Annotated in this window: 19 protein-coding genes; 11 read left to right on the top strand and 8 right to left on the bottom strand. The window is 63.4% G+C overall.

Annotated features, from left to right (window positions below):
- Nucleotides 1-101: 101 nt before the first annotated feature.
- The 4 genes from ACSZOQ_RS13050 to ACSZOQ_RS13065 all read right to left on the bottom strand — a co-directional run bounded on the left by ACSZOQ_RS13050 (nt 102) and on the right by ACSZOQ_RS13065 (nt 4,435).
- Nucleotides 102-1,265, bottom strand: a complete 1,164-nt coding sequence (locus ACSZOQ_RS13050) for a PA0069 family radical SAM protein (protein ID WP_439922925.1) — start codon at nt 1,263-1,265, stop codon at nt 102-104.
- A gap of 68 nt (nt 1,266-1,333) precedes the next feature.
- A complete protein-coding gene (gene moaB / locus ACSZOQ_RS13055) occupies nt 1,334-1,897 on the bottom strand; it encodes a molybdenum cofactor biosynthesis protein B (RefSeq protein ID WP_439922926.1) in 564 nt (187 codons plus the stop codon).
- A 75-nt stretch (nt 1,898-1,972) separates the two neighbouring features.
- Nucleotides 1,973-2,905, bottom strand: coding sequence for a KPN_02809 family neutral zinc metallopeptidase (gene ypfJ / locus ACSZOQ_RS13060; RefSeq protein ID WP_439922927.1), 933 nt, complete (start codon nt 2,903-2,905; stop codon nt 1,973-1,975).
- A 450-nt stretch (nt 2,906-3,355) separates the two neighbouring features.
- Entirely contained in the window at nt 3,356-4,435 is a 1,080-nt protein-coding gene (locus ACSZOQ_RS13065) for an IS5 family transposase (RefSeq protein WP_439922928.1), read from the bottom strand.
- Nucleotides 4,436-4,612: 177 nt separating this feature from the next.
- Here ACSZOQ_RS13065 and ACSZOQ_RS13070 point away from each other — a divergent pair, with 177 nt between their 5' ends.
- The gene (locus tag ACSZOQ_RS13070) at nt 4,613-5,743 is read left to right on the top strand and encodes a site-specific DNA-methyltransferase (RefSeq protein WP_439922929.1); all 1,131 of its coding nucleotides are present in this window, start codon (nt 4,613-4,615) and stop codon (nt 5,741-5,743) included.
- 177 nt (nt 5,744-5,920) lie between these two features.
- Nucleotides 5,921-6,607, top strand: coding sequence for a glutathione S-transferase family protein (locus tag ACSZOQ_RS13075; RefSeq protein WP_439922930.1), 687 nt, complete (start codon nt 5,921-5,923; stop codon nt 6,605-6,607).
- A gap of 85 nt (nt 6,608-6,692) precedes the next feature.
- On the opposite strand, the gene ACSZOQ_RS13080 is transcribed toward ACSZOQ_RS13075, so the two are convergent.
- Nucleotides 6,693-7,937, bottom strand: coding sequence for an A/G-specific adenine glycosylase (locus tag ACSZOQ_RS13080; protein ID WP_439922931.1), 1,245 nt, complete (start codon nt 7,935-7,937; stop codon nt 6,693-6,695).
- 28 nt (nt 7,938-7,965) lie between these two features.
- Here ACSZOQ_RS13080 and ACSZOQ_RS13085 point away from each other — a divergent pair, with 28 nt between their 5' ends.
- The 4 genes from ACSZOQ_RS13085 to ACSZOQ_RS13100 all read left to right on the top strand — a co-directional run bounded on the left by ACSZOQ_RS13085 (nt 7,966) and on the right by ACSZOQ_RS13100 (nt 14,090).
- Nucleotides 7,966-8,445, top strand: a complete 480-nt coding sequence (locus ACSZOQ_RS13085) for a DUF721 domain-containing protein (protein WP_439922932.1) — start codon at nt 7,966-7,968, stop codon at nt 8,443-8,445.
- A 130-nt stretch (nt 8,446-8,575) separates the two neighbouring features.
- On the top strand, nt 8,576-9,238 hold the full coding sequence (locus ACSZOQ_RS13090; RefSeq protein ID WP_439922933.1) for a DsbA family protein: 663 nt from the start codon (nt 8,576-8,578) through the stop codon (nt 9,236-9,238).
- Between the two features lie 244 nt (nt 9,239-9,482).
- A complete protein-coding gene (gene smc / locus ACSZOQ_RS13095; protein WP_439922934.1) occupies nt 9,483-12,989 on the top strand; it encodes a chromosome segregation protein SMC in 3,507 nt (1,168 codons plus the stop codon).
- Between the two features lie 75 nt (nt 12,990-13,064).
- Nucleotides 13,065-14,090 (top strand): small ribosomal subunit Rsm22 family protein, encoded by a 1,026-nt coding sequence (locus ACSZOQ_RS13100; RefSeq protein ID WP_439922935.1) that lies wholly within the window; start codon nt 13,065-13,067, stop codon nt 14,088-14,090.
- Between the two features lie 6 nt (nt 14,091-14,096).
- Here the strand turns inward: ACSZOQ_RS13100 and ACSZOQ_RS13105 are convergent, their stop codons facing one another.
- Nucleotides 14,097-14,450 carry a YbaN family protein gene (locus ACSZOQ_RS13105; RefSeq protein ID WP_439926050.1) on the bottom strand — a complete coding sequence of 118 codons (354 nt, stop codon included), beginning with the start codon at nt 14,448-14,450 and terminating at the stop codon, nt 14,097-14,099.
- 267 nt (nt 14,451-14,717) lie between these two features.
- On the opposite strand from ACSZOQ_RS13105, the gene ACSZOQ_RS13110 reads away from it, so the two are divergent.
- The 4 genes from ACSZOQ_RS13110 (at nt 14,718) to ACSZOQ_RS13125 (ending at nt 18,396) form a co-directional block, all read left to right on the top strand.
- Entirely contained in the window at nt 14,718-15,278 is a 561-nt protein-coding gene (locus ACSZOQ_RS13110) for a LemA family protein (protein WP_439922936.1), read from the top strand.
- Nucleotides 15,279-15,479: 201 nt separating this feature from the next.
- On the top strand, nt 15,480-16,625 hold the full coding sequence (locus ACSZOQ_RS13115) for a M48 family metallopeptidase (protein WP_439922937.1): 1,146 nt from the start codon (nt 15,480-15,482) through the stop codon (nt 16,623-16,625).
- Between the two features lie 206 nt (nt 16,626-16,831).
- A complete protein-coding gene (locus tag ACSZOQ_RS13120; RefSeq protein ID WP_439922938.1) occupies nt 16,832-17,590 on the top strand; it encodes a hypothetical protein in 759 nt (252 codons plus the stop codon).
- 146 nt (nt 17,591-17,736) lie between these two features.
- Complete coding sequence (locus tag ACSZOQ_RS13125; RefSeq protein WP_439922939.1) at nt 17,737-18,396, top strand: hypothetical protein; 660 nt, start codon at nt 17,737-17,739, stop codon at nt 18,394-18,396.
- Between the two features lie 51 nt (nt 18,397-18,447).
- Here ACSZOQ_RS13125 and ACSZOQ_RS13130 read toward each other — a convergent pair whose 3' ends face one another.
- Nucleotides 18,448-18,987, bottom strand: coding sequence for an adenine phosphoribosyltransferase (locus ACSZOQ_RS13130; protein WP_439922940.1), 540 nt, complete (start codon nt 18,985-18,987; stop codon nt 18,448-18,450).
- Nucleotides 18,988-19,087: 100 nt separating this feature from the next.
- On the bottom strand, nt 19,088-21,265 hold the full coding sequence (locus ACSZOQ_RS13135; RefSeq protein WP_439922941.1) for an anthranilate synthase component I: 2,178 nt from the start codon (nt 21,263-21,265) through the stop codon (nt 19,088-19,090).
- A gap of 316 nt (nt 21,266-21,581) precedes the next feature.
- On the opposite strand from ACSZOQ_RS13135, the gene ACSZOQ_RS13140 reads away from it, so the two are divergent.
- A complete protein-coding gene (locus tag ACSZOQ_RS13140) occupies nt 21,582-22,079 on the top strand; it encodes a YbhB/YbcL family Raf kinase inhibitor-like protein (protein WP_439922942.1) in 498 nt (165 codons plus the stop codon).
- The last annotated feature ends 71 nt before the right edge of the window (nt 22,080-22,150 follow it).

Here is a 22,150-nt window from a genome sequence, read left to right on the forward strand (position 1 = left end):
TGCGGACGGGACGCCCGCAACACAATCCCGAAATGCATTTATGCTCGCTGTCCTGTACCGCGGTTCCACCGTTCGCGACTATCGCGTGCGGACCGACCGGGTCAGAACAGGCTCAACTGCTGCCCGCTGCGTTTCGGCTTCACAAAATGGTCTGTCGTCAGCCTCAAACGCCGTTTGTTGAGGCCAAGCTTTTCGCAGGCGATCTCGAAGCGGCGACCGATCATCCAGGCCATCGGCCCGGCGCCCTTCATTCGCGTGCCCCACTGCGAGTCGTAGTCGCGGCCGTTGCGCATATCCCGGATCAGCGTGAAGACATGGCGGTAGCGGTCGGGGTAGTTCGCCATCAGCCATTCGCGGAACAGGTCGCGCACCTCGAGCGGCAGGCGCAGCAGCACATAATTCGCTTCCCTGACTCCGGCATGGGCCGCGGCATCCAGAATCCGCTCGATCTCGCAATCGTTCAGCGCCGGGATCACAGGCGCCACCATCACGGTGGTCGGAATGTCGGCCTCCGACAATTGCCGCAGCGCCTCCAGCCGCCTCATTGGCGTCGATGCCCGCGGCTCCATGGACCGCGCCAGCCTGGGATCGAGCGAAGTCACCGAAATCGCCACTTTGGCGAGGTTGCGCTTCGCCATGCGCGACAGGATGTCGATGTCGCGCGTTACCAATGCCGATTTCGTCACGATGCCGACCGGATGTGAGGCGCGCTCCAGCACTTCGAGAATGCCGCGCATGATCCTGCCGTCGCGCTCGATCGGCTGATAGGGATCGGTGTTGGTCCCGATCGCGATCATCTTCGGTTCGTAACCGTCCGCCGCCAGTTCCTTCTCCAGCAATGCCGGGGCGTCCGGCTTCACAAACAGCTTGGATTCAAAATCCAGCCCCGGCGACAGGCCAAGATAGGCGTGGGTCGGCCGCGCGAAACAGTAAACGCAGCCGTGCTCGCAGCCTCGATAGGGATTGATCGAGCGGTCGAAGCCGATGTCGGGCGAATCGTTGCGGGTGATGACTTTTCGCGAGGCATCGACGGCGACCGTGGTCTTGAACGGCGGCAGATCATCGAGACTCTGCCAGCCGTCGTCGAAGGCCGTCCGCGCCTCAGACTCGTATCGCCCGCTGACATTGGATTGCGCGCCACGCCCCCTCCGCCGCTCGCGATCGATTGCAACCTCAAGCTCGGCGAAGGGAGTGGCAGCAACCGCCGGTTCGGGGGGCGGCGTGACCGGGAGGTGCCTGCGGGCAAGAGAGGACGCTCTGCTCATGGCGGGACTATAGCGCCAGATCAGAACAAATCAAGAACAAAGTCTCGCGCTCCAACAGTTACCCGCCGTTAGGCCGACGCCCCTTTCGCCTTCGGGCGGCGCAGGTGTTCATCGAGCCGCGGCATGATCTCGACGAAGTTGCAGGGACGCGTACGGTAATCGAGCTGGTGCGCGAGGATACCGTCCCAGCCGTCGCGGCAGGCGCCCGGCGAGCCCGGCAGGCAGAAGATAAAGGTTGAGCCCGCGGTGCCGGCGGTGGCGCGGCTCTGGATCGCCGAGGTGCCGATCTTGGCGTGGCTCAGCATATGGAACGCGATCGAGAAGCCGTCCATCCGCTTCTCGAACAGCGGCTCGACCGCCTCCGGCGTAACGTCGCGCCCGGTAAAGCCAGTGCCTCCCGTCGTGATAACGACATCGATGCCTGCGTCCGCGATCCACTTTTTTAACACGGCGCGGATCGCATCGACGTCGTCGGTGACAATCTCGCGCGCGCCGAGCTTGTGACCGGCGCCGGTCAACCGGTCCGCCAGTGTCGTGCCGGACTTGTCATCAGCGGGCGAGCGCGTATCGGAAACAGTCAGCACAGCGATGTTGAGCGGTATGAAGGGTTTGGATTCGTCGATGGATGGCATGGCACCTAATTCCCCGTCTCCCGGCTCTGCAACGCAATATTTCGTATTGCGTCGCGTCCAAGCACCAACGCCAAATTACAACGTGCCCGCGGCAAAGGTATTGCAGGCCTGCACGCTGCCCTCCTGGTAACCGGTCATGAACCAGCGCTTGCGCTGTGCCGCCGAGCCATGCGTGAACGAGTCCGGCACAACATGGCCGGTCGCCTGCCGCTGCAACGTATCATCGCCGATCGCCGACGCCGTGGTCAGCGCAGCGTCGATATCGCCCGCTTCGAGGAAGTTCGGACGCTTCTTCTCCTCGCGATTGACCCAGACGCCGGAAAGGCAATCCGCCTGTAGTTCGACCCTGACCTGCAGCGCGTTCGCCTCGGCCTTGCTGTCGGCCTGCTGCTGCAATCGCGTCACCTTCGGGAGAATGCCGAGCAGATTCTGAATGTGGTGCCCGGCCTCGTGCGCAATGATGTAGGCCGCGGTGAACCTGCAGGCGCTACCAGAGCAACCATGGAAGCGCGTTTCCACCTGTTTGAAGAAATTGGTGTCGAGGAAGATCTGCTTGTCCGGCGGACAATAGAACGGACCCATCGCGGACTGCGCCATGCCGCAGCGGCCGCCATTTGTGGCATTGCGGAACAGCACGATACGGGGGCCCGAATAGCTCTGCCCGCTGGCCTTGAAGATCTCGTTCCAGCGGTCGTCGATTTCGCCGAGCACGCCGGAAATCATTTTGCCCATTTCGTCGGACGGCGCACCGGCCTTGCCCGGCGAGGGACGGCTGTCGGTCTGGTGGGTCGGCGCCGAGCCACCGCCGGTCAGGATTTCCGCGCCGCCGATCAGGATGCGCGGATCAATGCCGAATGCATAGCCGACCAGTCCGAGGACGAGAATGGTGCCGATGCCGAGGCCGCCACGCCCCATGCCAAATCCGCCTCCGCCTCCGCCCATTCCGCCACCGTCACTATCACGACGGTCGTCGATGTTGTCGCTGCGGCGAAAATCATCATCACGCATGGCGTCCGTCCTTGTGTCCAAATCGATCGTGACATCGCCGCAACCCGGCGACACCAACGTAAAATTTCCACCTCGTTAATCAATAGCCTGCCCGGCAATAATTGCCTAGCGAGATCGCGCCAGCGCGTGCTGGAAACTACGGTGACGAAGCCCTTTACCGCTCCTGTTCCGGCTGCTGTAGCCAGAATATCGAGAGAGGCAATCCCTCAACCGCAACCGCGAACATGAATCAGAAATGATATCGATTCTGCACGCCATGTTGCAAAACTCTGTGCGCTACACCGCGAAAACGCGGCTGCGATCAAACAAAAGACATCTGCAATAAAGAACCCCACAGTTAACAGGCTGCTGAACAACTTGCATAGGGCTCTTGCTGTCGCCAATCGCATCGACGTCCGACCATTGGCACCGTCTGGTTTTCCGCACGCGTCGGGGACGATGCGTTGGTCATCATGAGAAGATCAGTTTCGGGATGCGGATGAGGTTGTAGGCGGCGACAGCCAGCGTGAAGGCCCATCCGACGCGATCCACGCCGCGGAATTTTGTCTTGCGCTGACCAGCGACGGTCTTGATCCAGCCGAACGCCTCCTCGATCCGCTTTCTGATCCGCAAACTCGTCCTGTACCCGGCATGACAGGTGGTGCGGCTGTCGATGGTGGAATGCTTCTCCTTCGCCGCGACGTGTGGCGTCACATTCATGGAGCGCAGTTCGTTGACGAAGTCGCCGGCGTCGTAGCCCTTGTCCGCGCCGAGCGTGATGCGCGTCGGGCGGTCCGCCAACGGTTCGACCATGATCAGCGCAGCGGCGCGCTCGGCATGGCCATCGACCGGCGTCAGCACGGCGTCGACGATCAGCCCGTTGCGGTTCTCCATCAGGGCATGTCCCATGAAGCACAGCGCGGCCCCGACGCCGGGGCTTTTCTTGTAGAGCTTCGCCGAAGGGTCCGTCGTCGAGGCGTGCGTATCGTTGGTGCGCCTCTCGCCCCTGAAGTTTACCTCGACGTTGCGGCCGCCATCACCGGATGGGGGTGGCGCGCCATCGTCTTTCGGCCGCACGCTCTTCATCGACGCCCAGGCCTCAATCAACGTGCCGTCGACGCTGAAGTGGTCGTTCGACAGAAGCCGCTTCACCCGCGGCTGCGACAGAACCGCCGCCAGGAACTCGCGCGCCACGTCGCCTTGAAGCAGCCGGTCACGATTCTTCGTAAACGTCGTGGCGTCCCAAACCGACGCATCCATCGACAATCCGACGAACCAGCGGAACAGCAGATTATAGTCGAGCTGCTCCATCAGTTGCCGCTCCGACCGCACCGAAAAGAACGCCTGCAGCAGCAGCGCCTTCAGCAATTGCTCCGGCGGGATCGAGGGACGACCGGTATGCGAATAAAGCGCGGCGAACCGGGTACTCATCCCGGCCAGAACCTCATCGACCAGTGCACGGATCGGCCGCAGCGGATGATCCTTCGCAACGCGATTCTCCAGCCGAACATAGCTGAACATCCCGTCCGATCGCTCTTCCCCGCCTCGCATCGCAAATCACCCCCGTCGTCTCGCCCGCAACAACGGAATCATCAAATCGATCCAAACGCGAGACCGTTTTTCAGCGCCCTGTTAAGTCGATTTTTACTTTGACGGGTCACTGTGACGCCAGTCGGTTGTTAGGTCCCGCGTCGCCGACAGCGTCGCCTGAGTCAGAGTATGTGAGTCATGGTCGTGTCGCGTCGCGGGGCGTCTGCAAGGGCGCCCCGCACTAAATTTGAGTCCTCGAGCTCGCGTATCATCATTGGCGACTGCGTCGCCGAGATGTCGAAGCTTCCATCCGGATCGGTCGATCTGGTATTTGCGGATCCGCCCTACAATCTGCAGCTCAAGGGCGAACTCAAGCGTCCCGACGAATCGCACGTCGATGCGGTGAACAATGACTGGGACAAGTTCTCGTCTTTCGCTGCTTACGACGATTTCACCCGCGCCTGGCTGCTCGCATGCCGCCGCGCCATGAAGCCATCAGCCACCATCTGGGTGATCGGCTCCTATCACAACATCTTCCGCGTCGGCGCGATCATGCAGGATCTCGGCTTCTGGGTCCTCAACGACATCGTGTGGCGCAAGACCAATCCGATGCCGAACTTCCGCGGCCGCCGCTTCACCAACGCGCACGAGACCATGATCTGGGCCGCACGCGACGAGAACGCAAAGGGCTACACCTTCAACTACGAGGCGCTGAAGGCCGCTAACGAGGATGTGCAGGCGCGCTCGGACTGGCTGATTCCGCTGTGCACCGGCGACGAACGACTGAAGGGCGCGGACGGCAAGAAGGTTCACCCGACCCAGAAGCCCGAAGGCCTGCTGGCACGGGTGCTGCTGTCGTCGTCACGACCGGGCGATCTCGTGATCGATCCCTTCAACGGCACCGGCACCACCGGCGCGGTCGCCAAGCGGCTCGGCCGCAGTTACATCGGCTTCGAGCGCGACCGGACTTACGCCGCCGCCGCCGAGAAACGCATCGCAGCCATCGAACCGCTGCCGGAAGCGACGTTGGCCCCATTCATGACCGCGCGCGACGCGCCCCGCGTGGCGTTCTCTGAGCTGATCGAGCGCGGCATGATCTCGCCCGGCGCAAAACTCGTCGATGCGAAGAAGCGTCATGGTGCGCTGGTGCGGGCCGACGGCGCCATCATGCTCGGCGACAAGGTCGGATCGATTCACCGCATCGGCGCGGTGGCGCAAGGCGCGGGCGCCTGCAACGGCTGGACCTATTGGCACATCGAAACCAGCAAAGGTCTCAGGCTGATCGATGAACTGCGGGCCGAAATCCGCAGCCAGATGGCGGCCGGCTGAGACGTTCCATCGACTTCCGACGTAACGGCGGACGGCTGTGCAACCAACGCACGGCGGATCACCAAACTCGCCGGTTGCATTGATCAGAAAATCCAAGCATGGCAGGGCGTCCGCGGACATCCGCCCGCGTCCCAATTCAAGCCGCATCCCATCCAAGAACGAACAGTGGAGTTTTTGATGATCAAGTTCTATTTCAATGGCGCGCCGAACCCGAACAAGGTCGCGCTGTTTCTGGAAGAAGCCGGCCTGCCCTTCGAACTCGTGCCGGTCGATACCCGCAAGGGCGACCAGTTCAAGCCCGAATTTTTGAAGGTGAATCCGAACGGCAAGGTACCGGCGATCGACGACGATGGCGTGTTCGTGTTCGACAGCAATGCCATCCTTCTTTACCTCGGTGAAAAGACCGGCAAATTCATACCGGAGAACAAGCCCGCCAATCGCGCGCAGCTGCTATCGTGGATGATGTTCATCGCAAGTGGTCTCGGGCCCTATTCCGGCCAGGCTGTGCATTTCAAGGATTACGCGCCGAAAGGCATGGACTACGCGGTTAACCGCTACCAGTACGAAGCACACCGTCACTACAAGGTGCTCGACGATCACCTCGCCAACAACCGCTACATGGTCGGCGACACCTACACGATCGTCGACATGGCGTTCTGGGGCTGGGCGCGCATGGCGCCGCGCATCATCGGCGAGAGCGGCATCGCCAAATACCCGAACTTCAAGCGGCTGCTCGACGAGGTCTCGGCGCGCCCGGCCGCGGCCAGAGCGAGCGTTTTGAAGGACAAGTTCACCTTCAAGACCGAGAACGACGACGAAGCCAAGGGCTTCCTCTACCGTCACATGACGACGCAAGTCGCCTGATCGCCTTTCATCTTCGAGAGCGAGGCCCTTCGGCTCACGTCGGAGGGTCTTTTGCTTGCGCGCGGGCAATGTAGCCGTCACGACGTCAGATTTTTCCGCCTGTTTTTGATTGAGCAAGATCTTGTCCGAAAACCGGTTTCCCCTTTGCGCTGGCGCGGCCCTTCGGGTCGGGATCATGCTCTAACCCATGCGCGATGACCTTGCGCATCAGATTGGGCAACGCTTCATCCATCAGCGTTGCGATCGGCACCCAGCGCATACCCTTGGGCGCGCGCGTGCGCGCAGCAGCGGTCGCAGTGTAGACCGCAAGTTCCAGCGGAAAATGCGTGAAAACATGCATGACCGTGCCGGCCTGGCGCCGCCAGCGCAAGGCGCTCCCGAGGTAGGGCGCCTGCTGCAGGGCGGTCGCGTCATCCTGAGCGGCGAGCCAGTCCGACGTTGGCACTTCCGTCATGCCGCCGAGAAGGCCTTTTGCCGGCCGCGTGCGAACCAGCAGTTCATCGCCGCGCGTCACCACGAAGGCCGCGCCGCGCCGCAATTCGCCGGCCTTCTTCTTCGCCTTGCGCGGAAACGTCTCCTGATCGCTACGTAGCCGCGCAGCACACTCTTCGTTGAACGGACACAGCGCGCAGGCCGGCTTCTTCGGCGTGCAAATGGTGGCGCCAAGATCCATCAGCGCCTGCGCGGAATCTCCGGCGCGGCACTTGCCGTCGCGACCGGCGCGTGTCTTCACGTCGCCAGCGCGGCTCTCGCCGAGCAGCGTCGCGGCAAGCGTCTGAATGTGCGGCTTCGCTTTCGGTAGCGGTTCGTCTACCGCGAACAGCCGAGACACCACGCGCTCGATATTGCCGTCCACCGGCATGGTGCGGCGGCCGAACGCGATCGCCGCGATCGCCGCCGCTGTGTAAGCACCGATCCCCGGTAGTGCGCGCAAGCCCTCTTCCGTATCGGGAAACGTGCCGCCGTGATCGCGCAGCACCACCACCGCGCAGGCGTGGAGATTGCGCGCGCGCGAATAGTAGCCGAGCCCGGCCCACATCCGTAAGATATCGTCGAGCGACGCGCGCGCCATCGCGTCAACGTCCGGCCAGCGCGCCAGGAACTTTTCGAAATAAGGACCGACCGCCTTCACGGTGGTCTGCTGCAGCATGATCTCGGACAGCCAGACCCGATAGGGATCCGCGGCCTCGCCGGGCAGCGCGCGCCACGGCAGGCGGCGACGGTTCCGGTCGTACCAGGCGAGCAGGAGTCCGGACCTATCCAGCGACCGCGGCGTGGCGGCGGTGGTCGGCGGTTTCTTTCGCTTGTTGGCCGCACCTGCTAGAGTCATGCCCTTATCTATTGCAAAGCGTCAGTGCATGTCCAAGCCCGGTCCGATCTCGGCCAAGCCGCTCTCCGCCCTGCTCGGCGATGTCTTCTCAGACGCTTATGCGCGGCAAGGATTCGCGACGCGCGAACTGGTGACGCGGTGGGCGGAGATCGCCGGGGCCGAGATCGCCAAGCATTCCGAACCGATGAAAATCCAGTGGCCTCGCCCCGTCGAAGGGCAGCCGCAGGAACCGGCGACGCTGGTGCTGCGGGTCGAAGGCCCGGTGGCGCTCGAAATCCAGCATTCCTCCGATGTCATTCTGCAGCGGGTCAACCGCTTCTTCGGCTGGAACGCGGTCGGCCGGCTGGCATTGCGGCAAGCACCCCTGTCGCGCAAGACCTTGCGAAAGGCCACCCAGCAGCCGGACGAGGCGGATGTCGCCAGGGTCGCCGAAACGCTGTCATCGATCGGGGACGACGATCTGCGCGACGCCCTGGCGCGGCTCGGCGCCTCAATCAAGCGAAATTGACGCGACTGTTGCGCCGGCCGCCGAGAGCGCGCCATTGCCACAATTCTGGTTTCAAGCTAGCGAACATCTGGTTCGAGCTAGCGAACAAATGTGTTTTCAGGCGCGCTCGCGCCGTTTCGGGAGCAGACCCTTGATCATCACGCGCCGCGCCTTCAATGCCGCCCTCTCGCTGAGCGGGCTCGCCGCCTTTGCAGGCCTTTCGCCCTGGCGCCTGATCGGCGAGGCCATGGCCCAGAGCGCTACTGCCGCAGAGGTTGCCAAACCGGTCTCGCTGCCGGACATGGCGCTCGGCCCCAAGGACGCTACCGTCACCATCACCGAATACGCCTCGATGACCTGCCCGCATTGCGCGCGCTTTGCGGAAGACGTGTTCCCGAAAATCAAGGCGGCCTATATCGACACCAACAAGGTCCGCTATGTGTTCCGGGAATTCCCGCTCGACATCAAAGCCGCCGCGGGCTCGATGCTGGCGCGCTGCATCGCCAAGGACGATGCGGGAAAATACTTCGCCGTCATCGACACGCTGTTCAAGTCGCAGGATGTCTGGACCGGACAGAAGACCACCGAATCGCTGAAATTGATCGGCAAACAGGCGGGCCTCAGCGGACAGGAGGTCGAAACCTGCCTGAAGGATCAGGCCCTGCTCGACAAGATCGCGGCGGACCAGAAGTACGCCAACGAGGTTTTGAAGGTGAATTCGACACCGACATTCTTCATCAACGGCGACATGGTGAAGGGCGAAACCTCGTTCGAGGAATTCAAAAAGAAGATCGATCCCCTATTGAAAGCCTGATGACTCGGCCTCTTCATGACCAGCGCACAGGACGCGGGAACTTTCCACAATATCCCGCGTGATCGACCCGATGTTCTGCATAACTCCCGCAAAAGCCTCTGGAAAAGCCCGCCCGCGCGGTTGCCCTGATGCACCGCTCTCGCCATTGTCGAACCTCGAGGTGCGCGACTCAGGGCTGCCGCAATACTGCGTATGGTATTGTAACTGCGGGCTGATCGCGTCTTGCTAGCAGAGCAGAGTGCCCATGAAACTCACGCGCCTTCGCCTTCACGGTTTCAAGTCGTTCGTCGAACCCACCGATTTCGTGATCGAGCCGGGTCTCACCGGCGTGGTCGGGCCGAACGGCTGCGGCAAGTCCAATCTGGTCGAGGCGCTGCGCTGGGCGATGGGCGAAACCTCGCACAAGTCGCTGCGTGCCTCCGACATGGACGCGGTGATCTTCGCAGGCTCAGGCAACCGTCCGGCGCGCAACCACGCCGAAGTGGTGATGTCGATCGACAACACCGATCGCTCCGCGCCGTCGGCTGTCAACGATTCCGAGACGCTGGAGATTTCGCGCCGGATCGAGCGCGAGGCGGGATCGGTGTATCGCATCAACGGCCGTGACGTTCGTGCGCGGGACGTGCAGATCCTGTTCGCCGACGCCGCAACCGGCGCACGCTCGCCGGCGCTGGTGCACCAGGGCAAGATCGGCGAAATCATTCAGGCCAAACCCGAACAGCGCCGCCGCGTGCTGGAAGACGCCGCGGGCGTCGCCGGCCTACATGCGCGCCGTCACGAGGCCGAGTTACGGTTGAAGGCCGCCGAAACCAATCTCACCCGCGTCGAGGATGTGATCGGCCAGCTCGCCGGCCAGATGGAAGGCCTCAAGAAACAGGCGCGGCAAGCGATCCGCTATCGCGACGTCGCTGCGAAAGTGCGCAAGGCCGAGGCCATGCTATTCCACCTGCGCTGGCTGGAAGCGCAGGCCGAGGTGACGGAAGCCGCCAGAACCCACGACCTCAATATCCGCGAACTGGCCGAACGCACCCGCGAACAGGCGGAACACGCCCGCCTCCAGGCGGAGCGCGCCTCCGAACTGCCCGCGCTGCGCGAGGCGGAAGCCCGCGCCGCGGCGGGATTACAGCGCCTCACCAGCGCGCGGGAAACGCTCGACCGCGAGGAGGAGCGCGCAAAGGAGCGCGCCGCCGAGCTCGATCGCAGGCTGACGCAGCTTGCATCCGACATCGAGCGTGAGCAGCGGCAATCCTCCGATGCCGACGACGCCTTGCGGCGTCTCGATGCCGAGGACGTCGAGCTGAAGGACGAGATCAAGTCGCGCGTCGAGACGCGCAGCGGCGTCGACGAACGGGCGGCGGAGGCGGAAGCGACGCTCGCCGCGACCGAAGCTACCTTTGCCGAGTTGACGCGGGCGCTGGCCGACCTCACCGCCAAGCGTAACCAGCTTGAATCGAATGTGCGGACCCATCGCGACCGTCTCGCGCGCATCGATCAGGACATCGCCGGCGTCCAGCGTGAAACCGAAGCGTTGACGCAGCAGACCAGCGGTTTCGGCGATCTCGATGCACTGACCGCGGCGATCGACGGGGCGCAGCAGGCACTGGCGAACTCGGAAAGCCTGAGCCGCGAACGCGAGGCCGAGCATGCCGCCGCGCGAGGGCAGCTCGACACCGCCCGCTCCGGCGTCGAAGCGGCGCGCGGACCGCTGCAGGAAGCCGACAAGCGCGCGCAGCGGCTCGAGACCGAAGCCAAGACCATCGCCAAGATTCTCAACGGCGAAAGCAAAAACCTGTGGCCGCCGATTATCGACGGCATCAGCGTCGACAAAGGTTACGAGAAGGCGATCGGCGCCGTGCTCGGCGACGACCTCGACGCACCGGTGGACCAGTCCGCGCCGATGCGCTGGACCGGCACGACCGTCACCGCTGACGATCCGGCGCTGCCCGAAGGCGTGGAAACTCTTGCAACCCATGTGCAGGCGCCGCCGGAACTGGCGCGCCGCCTTGCCCAGATCGGCGTCGTCGCCAGGGATCGCGGCGCAGAGTTGGTTGCACATTTGAAGACCGGCCAGCGGCTGGTGTCGCTCGAAGGCGACGTCTGGCGCTGGGACGGCTTTGTGACCGCGGCCCACGCGCCGACCGGCGCGGCGCGCCGTCTCGCCGAGCGCGCGCGGCTGGCCGATATCGAGAGCGAGATCGAGCGCGCGCGCACCGAAGTCGTCGAGCGGCGGCAGGCGCTGGAAACGGCCCAGCAGGTAGTCACCGCCGCCGGTCAGGCCGTCACCGCCGCCGCTTCGGCCGAAGGCGAGGCGCGCAATGCATGGCGCGCGGCGCAACGCGAGGTCGATGCCGCGCGCGAACGTCATGCGAGCGCTGAGCGAGAGATCAACCGCCATGCGGCGCGCCGCTCGGCACTGACCGAGGCGCACAACCGCCTGACCAACGATCGCCTTGAGGCCGCCGCCGCCTACGAGGCCGCGACGGCCGCGCTTGGAGAGCTGCCACCGAGCCTCGATACCGAAACGAAACTCGGCGAGGTGCGGACCGAGATCGACGGTCATCGCCGGCTCGCCGCGCAGGTGCGCGCTGAAGCTCAGGCGCTGGCGCGCGAAGCCGAACTCGCCGATCGCCGCTTGCAGGCGATCACGGCGGAGCGCAATGAATGGCAGGCCCGCAGGCAGAGCGCGGCCTCGCAGATCTCGACCATCGAGGCGCGCGTCACCGAGGTAAGGGCCGAACGCGCCGACCTCGACAACGCACCGGCGCTGTTCGCCGAGAAGCGCAGCGCCGTCATCAGCGAGATCGAGCACGCCGAGAAGGATCGGCGCGACGCGGCCGACGCGCTCGCCGCTGCCGAAGCCGTGATGGCGGAAACCGATCGTGCCGCGAAAATCTCGCTGGAGGCGCTGTCGAACGCGCGCGAAGCCGCCGCACGCGCCGAGGAACGCATGGACGGCAGCAAGCGCCGTCTCGAGGATACCGAACGGGAAATCCGCGACATGCTCGAGGTCGAGCCCGGCGCGGTGGCCTCTCTGGCCGAGGTTCAGGACGGTGTCGAACTGCCTCCGCTGCCGGAAATCGAGGCGGATCTCGAAAAGCTGCGCCGTGATCGTGATCGCCTCGGCGCCGTTAACCTGCGCGCCGAGGAGGAACTCCGCGAGGTCGAGACCCAGCACGGCTCGCTCGCCACCGAGCGCGACGACCTCGTCGAAGCCATCAAGAAGCTGCGCACCGGAATCCAGAGCCTCAACCGCGAGGCGCGCGAGCGGCTTTTGACCTCGTTCGAGACGGTCAACGCCCACTTCAAGCGGCTGTTCACCGAGTTGTTCGGCGGCGGCGAGGCCGCTCTGCATCTGATCGAGAGCGACGATCCGCTGGAAGCGGGCCTCGAGATCATCGCCAAGCCGCCGGGCAAGAAGCCGCAGACGCTGTCGCTGCTTTCGGGCGGCGAGCAGGCGCTGACGGCGCTGGCGCTGATCTTCGCGGTGTTCCTCACCAATCCGTCTCCGATCTGCGTGCTGGACGAAGTCGACGCGCCGCTCGACGACCACAACGTCGAACGGTTCTGCAACCTCCTGCACGAGATGACATCGTCCACCGAGACGCGCTTCATCATCATCACCCACAATCCGATCACCATGGCGCGGATGAACCGGCTGTTCGGCGTCACCATGGCCGAGCGCGGCGTCTCGCAACTGGTGTCGGTCGATCTCGAAGATGCGGTGAAGATTCTCGACCAGAACGTGGCGTGATTTTCTATTCCCCTTCCCTTGCGGGAGAAAATGTCCGAGATGCGAAGCATTGAGGTCGGGTGAAAGAAGATCACGATGATCGCTCCCGATCTCCCAGCCGAATTGAAGGTCGCGCTCGATCGCAAGGCTGAAGGCCTCTCCCGCAGCGATGCCGCAGTTCGCGCGGTAGCGATCTCGCAAACCTATCGCGGCGGTGGCGGCTCAGGTACGATCCGGAACGAGTCCGACGCACTCGCCTATGCACTGACGCGGATGCCTGCGACCTATGCGGCCGTCGTCGCCAGCCTCAATGCGCTCCGCGAGATTCGTCCGGAATTCGCGCCACACACCCTGCTCGATATCGGCGCCGGACCAGGCACCGCGACATGGGCGGCGGCGCAGGCGTTCGATTGCCTCGACGAATTCACCGCGATCGATGCCAATCCGGCATTGCGGACGCTCGCGCTCGACCTCGCAACCGATCAGGCGCGGCTGCGCAGTCTCCGCTATGTGCAAAGCGAAGCCTCGGCCGGGCTGCGCAACGAGACCGCGAGCGCGGATCTTGCCGTCGCGAGCTATGTCATCGGCGAAATGAATGCCGACCGGCAGGCTGCACTCGTCGATCTCATGTGGGCGGCCACCCGCGACACGCTACTGGTCGTCGAACCCGGTACTCCCGCCGGCTATCAACGTATCCTCGACCTGCGTCGGCGGCTGATCGCGCAAGGCGCCCATGTCGTCGCGCCCTGCCCGCACGACGGCGAATGCCCGCTCATAGCGTTTTCGCGTGAAGAAAACGCATCAAAAGAAAAAGCAGCGCCGGACTGGTGCCACTTCGTGCAGCGGTTGCCGCGATCGCGCGCACACAAGCGCATCAAAGGCGTAGAGCTTCCTTTCGAGGACGAAAAATTCAGCTACGTCGCGCTGGCCCGAACGCCCGCCCGGCAACGTCCACCGCGGGTGCTTGCGCCACCGCTGGTCACCAAGGCCGAGATGCGGATCAAACTATGCCTGCCGGATGGGCACGCCGGCGTCACAACATTTCCCCGTCGCGACAAGGCCGCTTATGCCCGTATGCGCCGGATCAGTTGGGGCGACGCCGTCAACCTGACCGAAACGTAGTTCCAGCTATGACGGCCGCGTAAAGACGTAAGTCAGCCCGGTCAGCATCAGGAGCGCCACCGCCGCTGTGAGCCACGGCCCCGGATGGCTGCCAAACCAGAAACCCGCAAAACCGATCGCCATGCCGCCCAGCGCCATCAGCTTGGCCTTTACGGGGATAGCGCCGCGCTCGCGCCAGCCGCGCAGCAGCGAGCCGAAACGCGGATGCTGCAACAGCCAGTTTTCCAGCCGGGGGGAGGAGCGCGTGAAACAGGCGGCGGCCAGGATCAGGAACGGCGTCGTTGGCAGCACCGGCAGGAACGCGCCAATAAAACCGAGTGCGACGAAGCCGATACCGAGCACCAGAAAGACAGCGCGCATCAGGCGTGGCGTGGCGGCGCACGAGTCGACGGCGCTGGCCGCCCCTGCGCCGAAAGACTGTTCTTCCGCGATCATGCGCTCGCCGTCCTGATCCGTCACATCCAAATCCTGCACGCTCATGCTTTCCACAGAACAAAGTACCGGACAACTTGAACTTTTCTAAGGGTTTTCGACACCAAAAGGCGCCCTCCCGGCGGAACCTGCCGTTTTTCGCAGAAAATCGTCTACGGTAACCGCCTTCGCGTCGTCTTATCAGGAGCCTCTCTCATGTCGACCGGCTGGATTATTCTCGGCGTCATCGTCGCCCTCGCTGTGTTCGCCCTTGTCGCCTATAACCGGCTGGTCGCACTCAGCCAGCGCGTCGGCCAGGCCTTTGCCGACATCGACGTGCAGCTCAAGCAGCGTCACGACCTGATCCCGAACCTTGTCGAAACCGTGAAAGGCTATGCCGCACACGAGCGCGGCACGCTGGACGATGTCATCAAGGCGCGCAACACCGCGATGTCGGCGCAGGGACCGGCGCAGGTCGGCGCCGCCGAGAACCAGTTGAGCGGCGCGCTTGGCCGCCTGATCGCACTGTCGGAGGCCTACCCGGACCTCAAGGCCAGCGCCAACTTCCAGCAGCTCGCCGGCGAACTGTCCGACCTCGAGAACAAGATTGCCGCCAGCCGCCGCTTCTTCAATAACGCGGTTCAGGAATACAACACCGGCATCCAGCAGATGCCCGCAGCGCTGTTCGCCGGCGCCTTCGGTTTCACCCGCAAGGAGTTCTTCGACCTCGGCGCCAGCCGCACCACGGTGGAGCAGACGCCGCAGGTGAAGTTCTGAGTTGAACGAATACAATGACCGTCATTGCGAGGAGCTGAGTTCCTCGTCTTTCGAGGAACGACAGTAAGGAAGCAATCCAGTCTCACTGAGGACAACTGGATTTGCTTCGCTCAGAGCAAAATTGGCAAGAGCCAATTTTGACGCGAGCTCGCGATGAGGACGACCTGGATTTTGTGCCTCTAGCATTCAACCGGCATAGCGATGGCAGCCTACGGTCTCTACACCCACATAGCATCGAACAAGATCCGTTCGATGTTTTTGCTCGCCGGGCTGTTCGTCCTGATCTACGTGATGGTGTTTGCCGGCGCGCTGATCGCCGAAGTCTTTCAGCGCGGCACGGGCCACACGGCGGCGTTCTATCTCACACAGGCCTGGCATGACCTGATCGTCGCCTTCCCCTGGGCTACGGCGGGTTCCGCGCTGTGGATCATCATCGCCTATTTCTTCCATCAGTCGATGATCGACGCGATCACCGGCGGCCACGACGTCAGCCGCAAGGAACAGCCGCGGCTCTACAACCTGCTGGAAAACCTCTGTATCTCGCGCGGCATCCCGATGCCGAAGCTGAAGGTGATGGACACCGACGCGGTCAACGCCTTCGCCACCGGACTGAATCGCCGCCAATACGCCATCACCGTCACCACCGGCCTGATGAAGGAGCTCAATGACAGGGAGATGGAAGCGGTGCTGGGGCACGAGCTGACCCACATCCGCAACGGCGACGTGCAGTTGATGGTGGTCGCCGTCATCATCGCGGGCGTGGTCAGCTTCGTCGCTGAATTGTTCTTCCGCATCTTTTTCAACAGCGGCACGCGGATCGGCGGCGGAAGCTGGGGCTCGTCCCGCTCATCCTCCTCCAGCGACCGCGACAGCAAGGGCGGTGGCGCCGTCGTCGCCATGATTCTCGCTGTGGCCCTGATCGCGCTGGCCTGGTTCATATCGCAGGTTGTGCGTCTCGCGCTGTCGCGCTCCCGCGAACTGATGGCAGACGCCGGCTCGGTCGAATTGACCAAGGACGCCGATGCCATGATCTCGGCGCTGCGCAAGATCGAGAACCGCGGCGAGTTGCCGGGCGCGACCTCGGCCGTGATGGAAATGTGCGTCGACAACCCGCGCCAAGGTTTCGCCGACCTGTTCGCCACCCATCCCTCGATCGAGGCACGGGTCCGCGCGCTGGTGACATATGCCGGCGGCCACGATCCCGGCCCGATGCGGCATCTGCAGCATGAAGCGGCCGATCCGGAACCGACTGGCGAGCAGAATTTGCCCCCGGGACCCTGGAGCGATCCCACGAAACCGACCGGCGCGACGCCGCTCGCTCCCGGCCCGTGGGGCAATCACTCCTGATCTTGTCGTTTCGAAGCCGATTCCTGCTTGCGCAGCGTGCAAGCGGACGCGGTTTCTTGGCTCCATAACGAATTTTGCCAGATTTAACATATCGAATTGAATTCTCCCTCGTTTCTGCCATGGTCGCGCCCCAAGCAAACATTGGGGACTATCGTCCGCGGGACCATGCGCGGTTGCGGTTTTCAGCTTGCTCTCAAAGGGGTCTCATGGCGAAGCCAGCAGTGATTGTGGTCGGCGCGGACAAGGGCGGGGTCGGCAAGACAACGGTTTCGCGCACCGTGCTCGACTATTTCAGCGCCAACAACGTGCCCACCCGCGCGTTCGACACCGAATCGCCGCGCGGCACGCTGCGGCGCTTTCACCCGGATATCACCGAAATCGTCGATATGACGGCGACCGCGGACCAGATGAAGATCTTCGACACGCTGAACACGGCCAAGGCCAGCGTCACCGTGATCGACGTCCGCGCCGGACTGATGTCCCCGGCGCTGGCCTCGCTCCGCGATATCGGTTTCCTCGATGCGGCGAAGAGCGGGCAGATCACCTTCGCGGTGTTCCACATACTCGGGTCCTCGATCGCCTCGCTCGACGAGATCGCGGAGACCGCGAACTTCATGTCCGGCGCGAAATATTTCCTGGTGAAGAATTTCATCAACAACACGAGCTTCTTCGAGTGGGACCAGGCGACCTACAACTCCTACTTCCGCAAGATCAAGGACGCGACCGAGATCACCATTCCCAAGCTCAACGAGATGGCCTACGAGCAGGTCGAGGTATCCTCGGTGCCGTTCCTCAAATTCGTGGCCAACAAGGGACAAAAGAACGAGTCCGCAAACTACTCGTTCGTACTGCGCGGCTATGTTCGCCACTGGCTCGCGAATGTCTGGAGCGAATTCGACCGCATCAAGCTCACCGACATCGTCGCCTCGAAGGAAAAGGGCAACTCCCGCGCCGCGAGCAAGTAGCTGGTCGTTTGAGGCGAGCCAGGCGACGAAGGCCTTGCGTTCGCGCCGATAGCGCAAACTCGGACATGCAATTGCATGTCAAAGAATGACGGTGGAGAGTTTTTCGACATCCTGCTAGATCGGGATCTCTCTCCGGTACGTCAGTCATGCCCCGCACGCCTGTCTATATCATTTGCTCGCCACGCCCGCAGGTCGGCAAGACGCTGATTGCGCGGCAGCTGAGCGAGTTTCTGCGCCTGCAGCGGGGCGATGTCCTTGCGTTCGACGTCAATCAGAAGGAGCCGTCACTGGTCGACTACCTGCCGCGCCTCACCGAGACCGCGGCGATCGACGACACCTTCGGCAAGATGGCGCTGATGGACCGGCTGATCATCAATGACGGCCTCGCCAAGGTGATCGACCTCGGTTACCACGCGTTCGATGAATTCTTCGGGATGATCGAGCAAATCGGTTTCGTCAAGGAGACCGTCCGAAGCGACGTCGCGCCGGTCGTCCTGTTCATGGCCGACAGCGACCGCGTTTCCGCGCGCGGCTACGAAACGTTGCGGGCAACGATGCCGTCCCACGCGCTCATCACTGTCGACAACGAATCCGTCCTGCGCGGACACCTGCCCGAGATCTTCGTTCACAGTGAGGTGATACGCATCGCAGCACTCCCGGCGTTCCTAAAGAGCTACATCGACCGGGTGGGCTTCTCCTTCACCAACTATCTGCGAACGGAGAAGGATACATCCACCGAGCTTCATCAGTGGATCCGCAACAACTATTTCAATTTCCGCGAGATCGAACAGCAACTAACGCGGTAGCGGGGTGAACAATCGCCTTCACTCTCGGCTCCAGGCGAAAGCCAAAGAAATTCAATGCCCGCCGAACGCCATCAGCGTTCGCACCGGGACATCCATCGCACGCAGCTTGGCGGCGCCGCCGAGGTCCGGCAGGTCGATGATGAAGCAGGCCGCCACCACATTGGCGCCGATCTGGCGCAGCAGCTTCACCGCGCCCTCGGCCGTGCCGCCGGTGGCGATCAAGTCGTCGACCAGAATGACACGCTCGCCAGGATGAATGGCGTCGACATGCATTTCCATTTCGTCAGTGCCGTATTCGAGCGCATAGGCCATCCGCACGGTCTGATGCGGCAGCTTGCCCTTCTTGCGGATTGGCACGAAGCCCGCTGAAACCTGGTGGGCCACCGCGCCGCCGAGGATGAAGCCGCGTGCCTCGATGCCGGCGACCTTGTCGATCTTCGAGCCGGCCCAGGGATGCACCAGTTGATCGACCGCGCGACGGAACGCGCGAGCGTCCCCGAGCAGCGTGGTGATGTCGCGGAACATGACCCCCGGCTTCGGATAATCCGGAATGGTGCGGACAGAGGCCTGCAGATCGTCTTCGAAGGTCATCGAATTTCTTTCAAATTGAGGTCATCGCCGCGCCTGATCGTCATTGCGAGCGAAGCGAAGCAGTCCAGTAAGACAGAGGCGAGCGTGGATTACTTCGTCGCTACGCTCCTCGCAATGACGATACCCCCTCCGCCAGCCGGAACGCATTCTCCACGATCCGCAAGCCGACCTCGCCGCCGAGCGACATCAGCGACTCCGGATGAAACTGCACGCCGCCGACCGGCAGCGTTTTGTGCTCGATTGCCATTGGCACGCCGTCGTCGGTCGTCGCCGTCACCTCCAGCACGTCGGGCATGCCATCGCGCTCGACATATAGCGAATGATAGCGGCCGATCACGATCTCGTTGGGCAGATTGTGCATCAGCCGTCCGCCGCGACTCTGCACGCGCGACGGCCGGCCATGCGCCGGCTGCGCAAGCTGACCGAGACGACCGCCGAAATACTCGCCGATCGCCTGCACGCCGAGGCAGACGCCAAACACCGGCAGTTTCTTTTCCAGCGCGGTGCCGATGGTTTTGGCGATGCCGAAATCCTCAGGCCGGCCGGGACCGGGCGACAGCACCAGCAGGTCGTAGCTCTGCTTGTTGAGCATGTCCTGCGCGTGGATGTAGCGCACCACGGTGACGAGGGCGCCAACCTGGCGAAAATAATCCGCCAGCATGTGCACGAAACTGTCGTCGTGGTCGATCAAAAGCACGCGCTTGCCGGAGCCGGTCGCGTCCGGCGCCACCGCCGAGAGCGGCTTCGGCGCGTCGCCGCGCAGCGCCTGGAACAGCGCCGCCGCCTTGGTCTGGCACTCGCGGTCCTCAAGCTCGGCTTTGCTGTCGAACAGGCAGGTGGCGCCCACGCGCACCTCCGCCAGCCCGTCCTTCATGCGGATGGTGCGAATGGTAAGGCCGGTGTTGATCGAGCTATCGAAGCCGACGAAGCCGAACGCGCCGGCGTACCAGCGCCGCGCCGAGCGTTCATTGTCCTCGACGAACTGCATCGCCCACTTTTTCGGCGCACCGGTCACCGTCACCGCCCATGCGTGGGTGAGAAACGCATCGAGCGCGTCGAAGCCGGGCCGCAGGATGCCCTCGACGTGATCGACGGTATGAAACAGCTTTGAGTAGGTCTCGATCTGGCGACGGGCGAGCACCTTAATCGTTCCGGGCATGCAGATGCGCGCCTTGTCGTTACGATCAACGTCGGTGCACATGTTGAGTTCGAACTCGTCTTTCTCCGAGTTGAGCAGCTCGCGGATCTGCTCGGCATCGCCGATGGCGTCGGCGCCGCGCGCGATGGTGCCGGAGATCGGGCAGGTCTCGATCCGGCGGCCGTCGCTGCGCACGAACATTTCCGGCGAGGCGGACACGAGGAATTCGCCATCACCGAGATTGACCAGCCCGCCATACGGCGACGGATTGATCCGGCATAGACGCTGGAACACTTCGGCCGGCGATCGCTCGCAGCGCTCTGCGAATAACTGCCCGGGCACCGCCTCGAACAGGTCGCCACGGGCGAACGCGGCGCGCGCCGTCTCTACCGTGGCCTGATATTCGCCGGGGGCGTGATCGGCAAAACCCTGCCGCCCCGTCCTGGCGTAGACGCTTTCGGGCGTGTCGTGCGGCAGGCCTGCAGTGGAGCGGCCTTTCCGTGCGAAATCGTAGGACAGCACGACGCCCCGTCCGGTGGCGCGGTCGTAGGCAAGCAGGCGATCCGGGACGAACAGCACGATGTCGCGCTGATCGGCCTCGCGCGCTCGCTTCTGCACCAGATCTTCCATCTGGAACACGAGGTCGTAGGCGAAAGCGCCGTAAAGACCGAGCATGGGATCGGCATCTGAGGCAAACGCCGCCACGAGCGCACGCACCAGCGACATCACGCTGGCGCGCCGGGTGCGCTGATCCTCCTCTACTGGTGCCTCGCCGCGCACGATGTGGCCGGCGATCCGGCGAGCGGTCTTTTCGGTGACGACCGCACAGGGCTCGCTGACGGCCTCGCCCAGAAAGGCGATCAGCACCTCGCCCCGGGCATTGGTGGCTTCGATCGAAAAATTGAGTCCCGTGGTTTCGATCTTGAGCGGCGGATCGGCAAAGCCGAGGTCGAAACTTTCATAGCGTCCCGGCACCGTCGTTCCCGACGACAGGACCAGGCCGCGGCGGCGGTCGAGCAGGCCGATCAGGTCGTCGAGCCGGCGGCCGCCGGCAAAATGCTCGATCGACCGGCTGATGGCGAGACCACCGGCGGTCGCATACTCACTTTGCGCGGGAAGGGAAAAGACGGTCCTGTTCATGGAATCCTCTTACGAGACTTGCGGAGGAAGCGCCACACAGGACAAACGAAAAAGGCCGTCGTTCTGCATGACGGCCTTTGACGATCAGAATTGAAACAAAATCGTACCGGCCACCTTTTAGAAGGTGGGCCACCAGAGACGGAACGGGCGGACGGCGCTAATCATGGCCGCGAAATCATCATTCCGACCGTGCGATGTCAAGAGCGTTCCCGCCCGGGCGGGGGCCGCCTTCGCCCGGGATCCGACCCGCTGCCATACCGGTTGCGCCCCGAACAGCGCGCGCTAGATTGGCCTCACTCGACACCGGGAGAACATCATGACGTTCAAAGTCGTGAGCGACAGTTTCAAGGACGGCGACTATCTCGCCAAGGATCATATCCTGTCGGCGGATTTCGGTCACGGCTGCGCGGGCGGCAACCAGTCACCGCACCTGCGCTGGAGCGGCGCGCCGGAGGGCACGAAGAGCTTCGCCGTGACCTGCTTTGATCCGGACGCGCCGACCGGCAGCGGCTTCTGGCATTGGGTCGTCATCAATATTCCAGCCTCGGTGACGGAACTCGAACTCGACGCCGGCAATCCCGAGAGCGGCAAGCTTCCGAAGGGTGCGCTTCAGACCCGCACCGATTTCGGTTCTGCCCGCTATGGCGGCTCCTGCCCGCCCGAAGGAGATCTCCCGCACCGTTATTTTTTCACCGTGCACGCCGTCGGCGGCGACATCAACGCCAACGCCGACACCTCGGCGGCGGTGATCGGATTCCAGCTTCATTTCAACACGCTGGCGAAATCGGCGGTGATGGGCCTGTTCAAGCGCTGAGACGATACAAGACATCCGTCATTGCGAGGAGACGCAGCCAACGAAGCAATCCAGTTCGTTCCGGCAATTTG

This window comes from Nitrobacter sp. JJSN, assembly GCF_051912485.1.
GTDB lineage: Bacteria > Pseudomonadota > Alphaproteobacteria > Rhizobiales > Xanthobacteraceae > Nitrobacter.

What these genes read in the sequence shown, in the direction of transcription:
- ACSZOQ_RS13120 (WP_439922938.1), top strand. Translation starts at nt 16,832, where the DNA reads ATGGCGAAGCCAGCAGTGATTGTGGTCGGCGCGGACAAGGGCGGGGTC.
- ACSZOQ_RS13135 (WP_439922941.1), bottom strand. Translation starts at nt 21,265, where the DNA reads ATGAACAGGACCGTCTTTTCCCTTCCCGCGCAAAGTGAGTATGCGACC.
- ACSZOQ_RS13065 (WP_439922928.1), bottom strand. Translation starts at nt 4,435, where the DNA reads ATGCGAGGCGGGGAAGAGCGATCGGACGGGATGTTCAGCTATGTTCGG.
- smc (WP_439922934.1), top strand. Translation starts at nt 9,483, where the DNA reads ATGAAACTCACGCGCCTTCGCCTTCACGGTTTCAAGTCGTTCGTCGAA.
- ACSZOQ_RS13115 (WP_439922937.1), top strand. Translation starts at nt 15,480, where the DNA reads ATGGCAGCCTACGGTCTCTACACCCACATAGCATCGAACAAGATCCGT.
- ACSZOQ_RS13105 (WP_439926050.1), bottom strand. Translation starts at nt 14,450, where the DNA reads ATGCGCGCTGTCTTTCTGGTGCTCGGTATCGGCTTCGTCGCACTCGGT.
- ACSZOQ_RS13125 (WP_439922939.1), top strand. Translation starts at nt 17,737, where the DNA reads ATGCCCCGCACGCCTGTCTATATCATTTGCTCGCCACGCCCGCAGGTC.
- ACSZOQ_RS13110 (WP_439922936.1), top strand. Translation starts at nt 14,718, where the DNA reads ATGTCGACCGGCTGGATTATTCTCGGCGTCATCGTCGCCCTCGCTGTG.
- ACSZOQ_RS13140 (WP_439922942.1), top strand. Translation starts at nt 21,582, where the DNA reads ATGACGTTCAAAGTCGTGAGCGACAGTTTCAAGGACGGCGACTATCTC.
- ACSZOQ_RS13130 (WP_439922940.1), bottom strand. Translation starts at nt 18,987, where the DNA reads ATGACCTTCGAAGACGATCTGCAGGCCTCTGTCCGCACCATTCCGGAT.
- ACSZOQ_RS13050 (WP_439922925.1), bottom strand. Translation starts at nt 1,265, where the DNA reads ATGAGCAGAGCGTCCTCTCTTGCCCGCAGGCACCTCCCGGTCACGCCG.
- ypfJ (WP_439922927.1), bottom strand. Translation starts at nt 2,905, where the DNA reads ATGCGTGATGATGATTTTCGCCGCAGCGACAACATCGACGACCGTCGT.
- ACSZOQ_RS13085 (WP_439922932.1), top strand. Translation starts at nt 7,966, where the DNA reads ATGTCCAAGCCCGGTCCGATCTCGGCCAAGCCGCTCTCCGCCCTGCTC.
- ACSZOQ_RS13070 (WP_439922929.1), top strand. Translation starts at nt 4,613, where the DNA reads ATGGTCGTGTCGCGTCGCGGGGCGTCTGCAAGGGCGCCCCGCACTAAA.
- ACSZOQ_RS13080 (WP_439922931.1), bottom strand. Translation starts at nt 7,937, where the DNA reads ATGACTCTAGCAGGTGCGGCCAACAAGCGAAAGAAACCGCCGACCACC.
- ACSZOQ_RS13100 (WP_439922935.1), top strand. Translation starts at nt 13,065, where the DNA reads ATGATCGCTCCCGATCTCCCAGCCGAATTGAAGGTCGCGCTCGATCGC.
- moaB (WP_439922926.1), bottom strand. Translation starts at nt 1,897, where the DNA reads ATGCCATCCATCGACGAATCCAAACCCTTCATACCGCTCAACATCGCT.
- ACSZOQ_RS13075 (WP_439922930.1), top strand. Translation starts at nt 5,921, where the DNA reads ATGATCAAGTTCTATTTCAATGGCGCGCCGAACCCGAACAAGGTCGCG.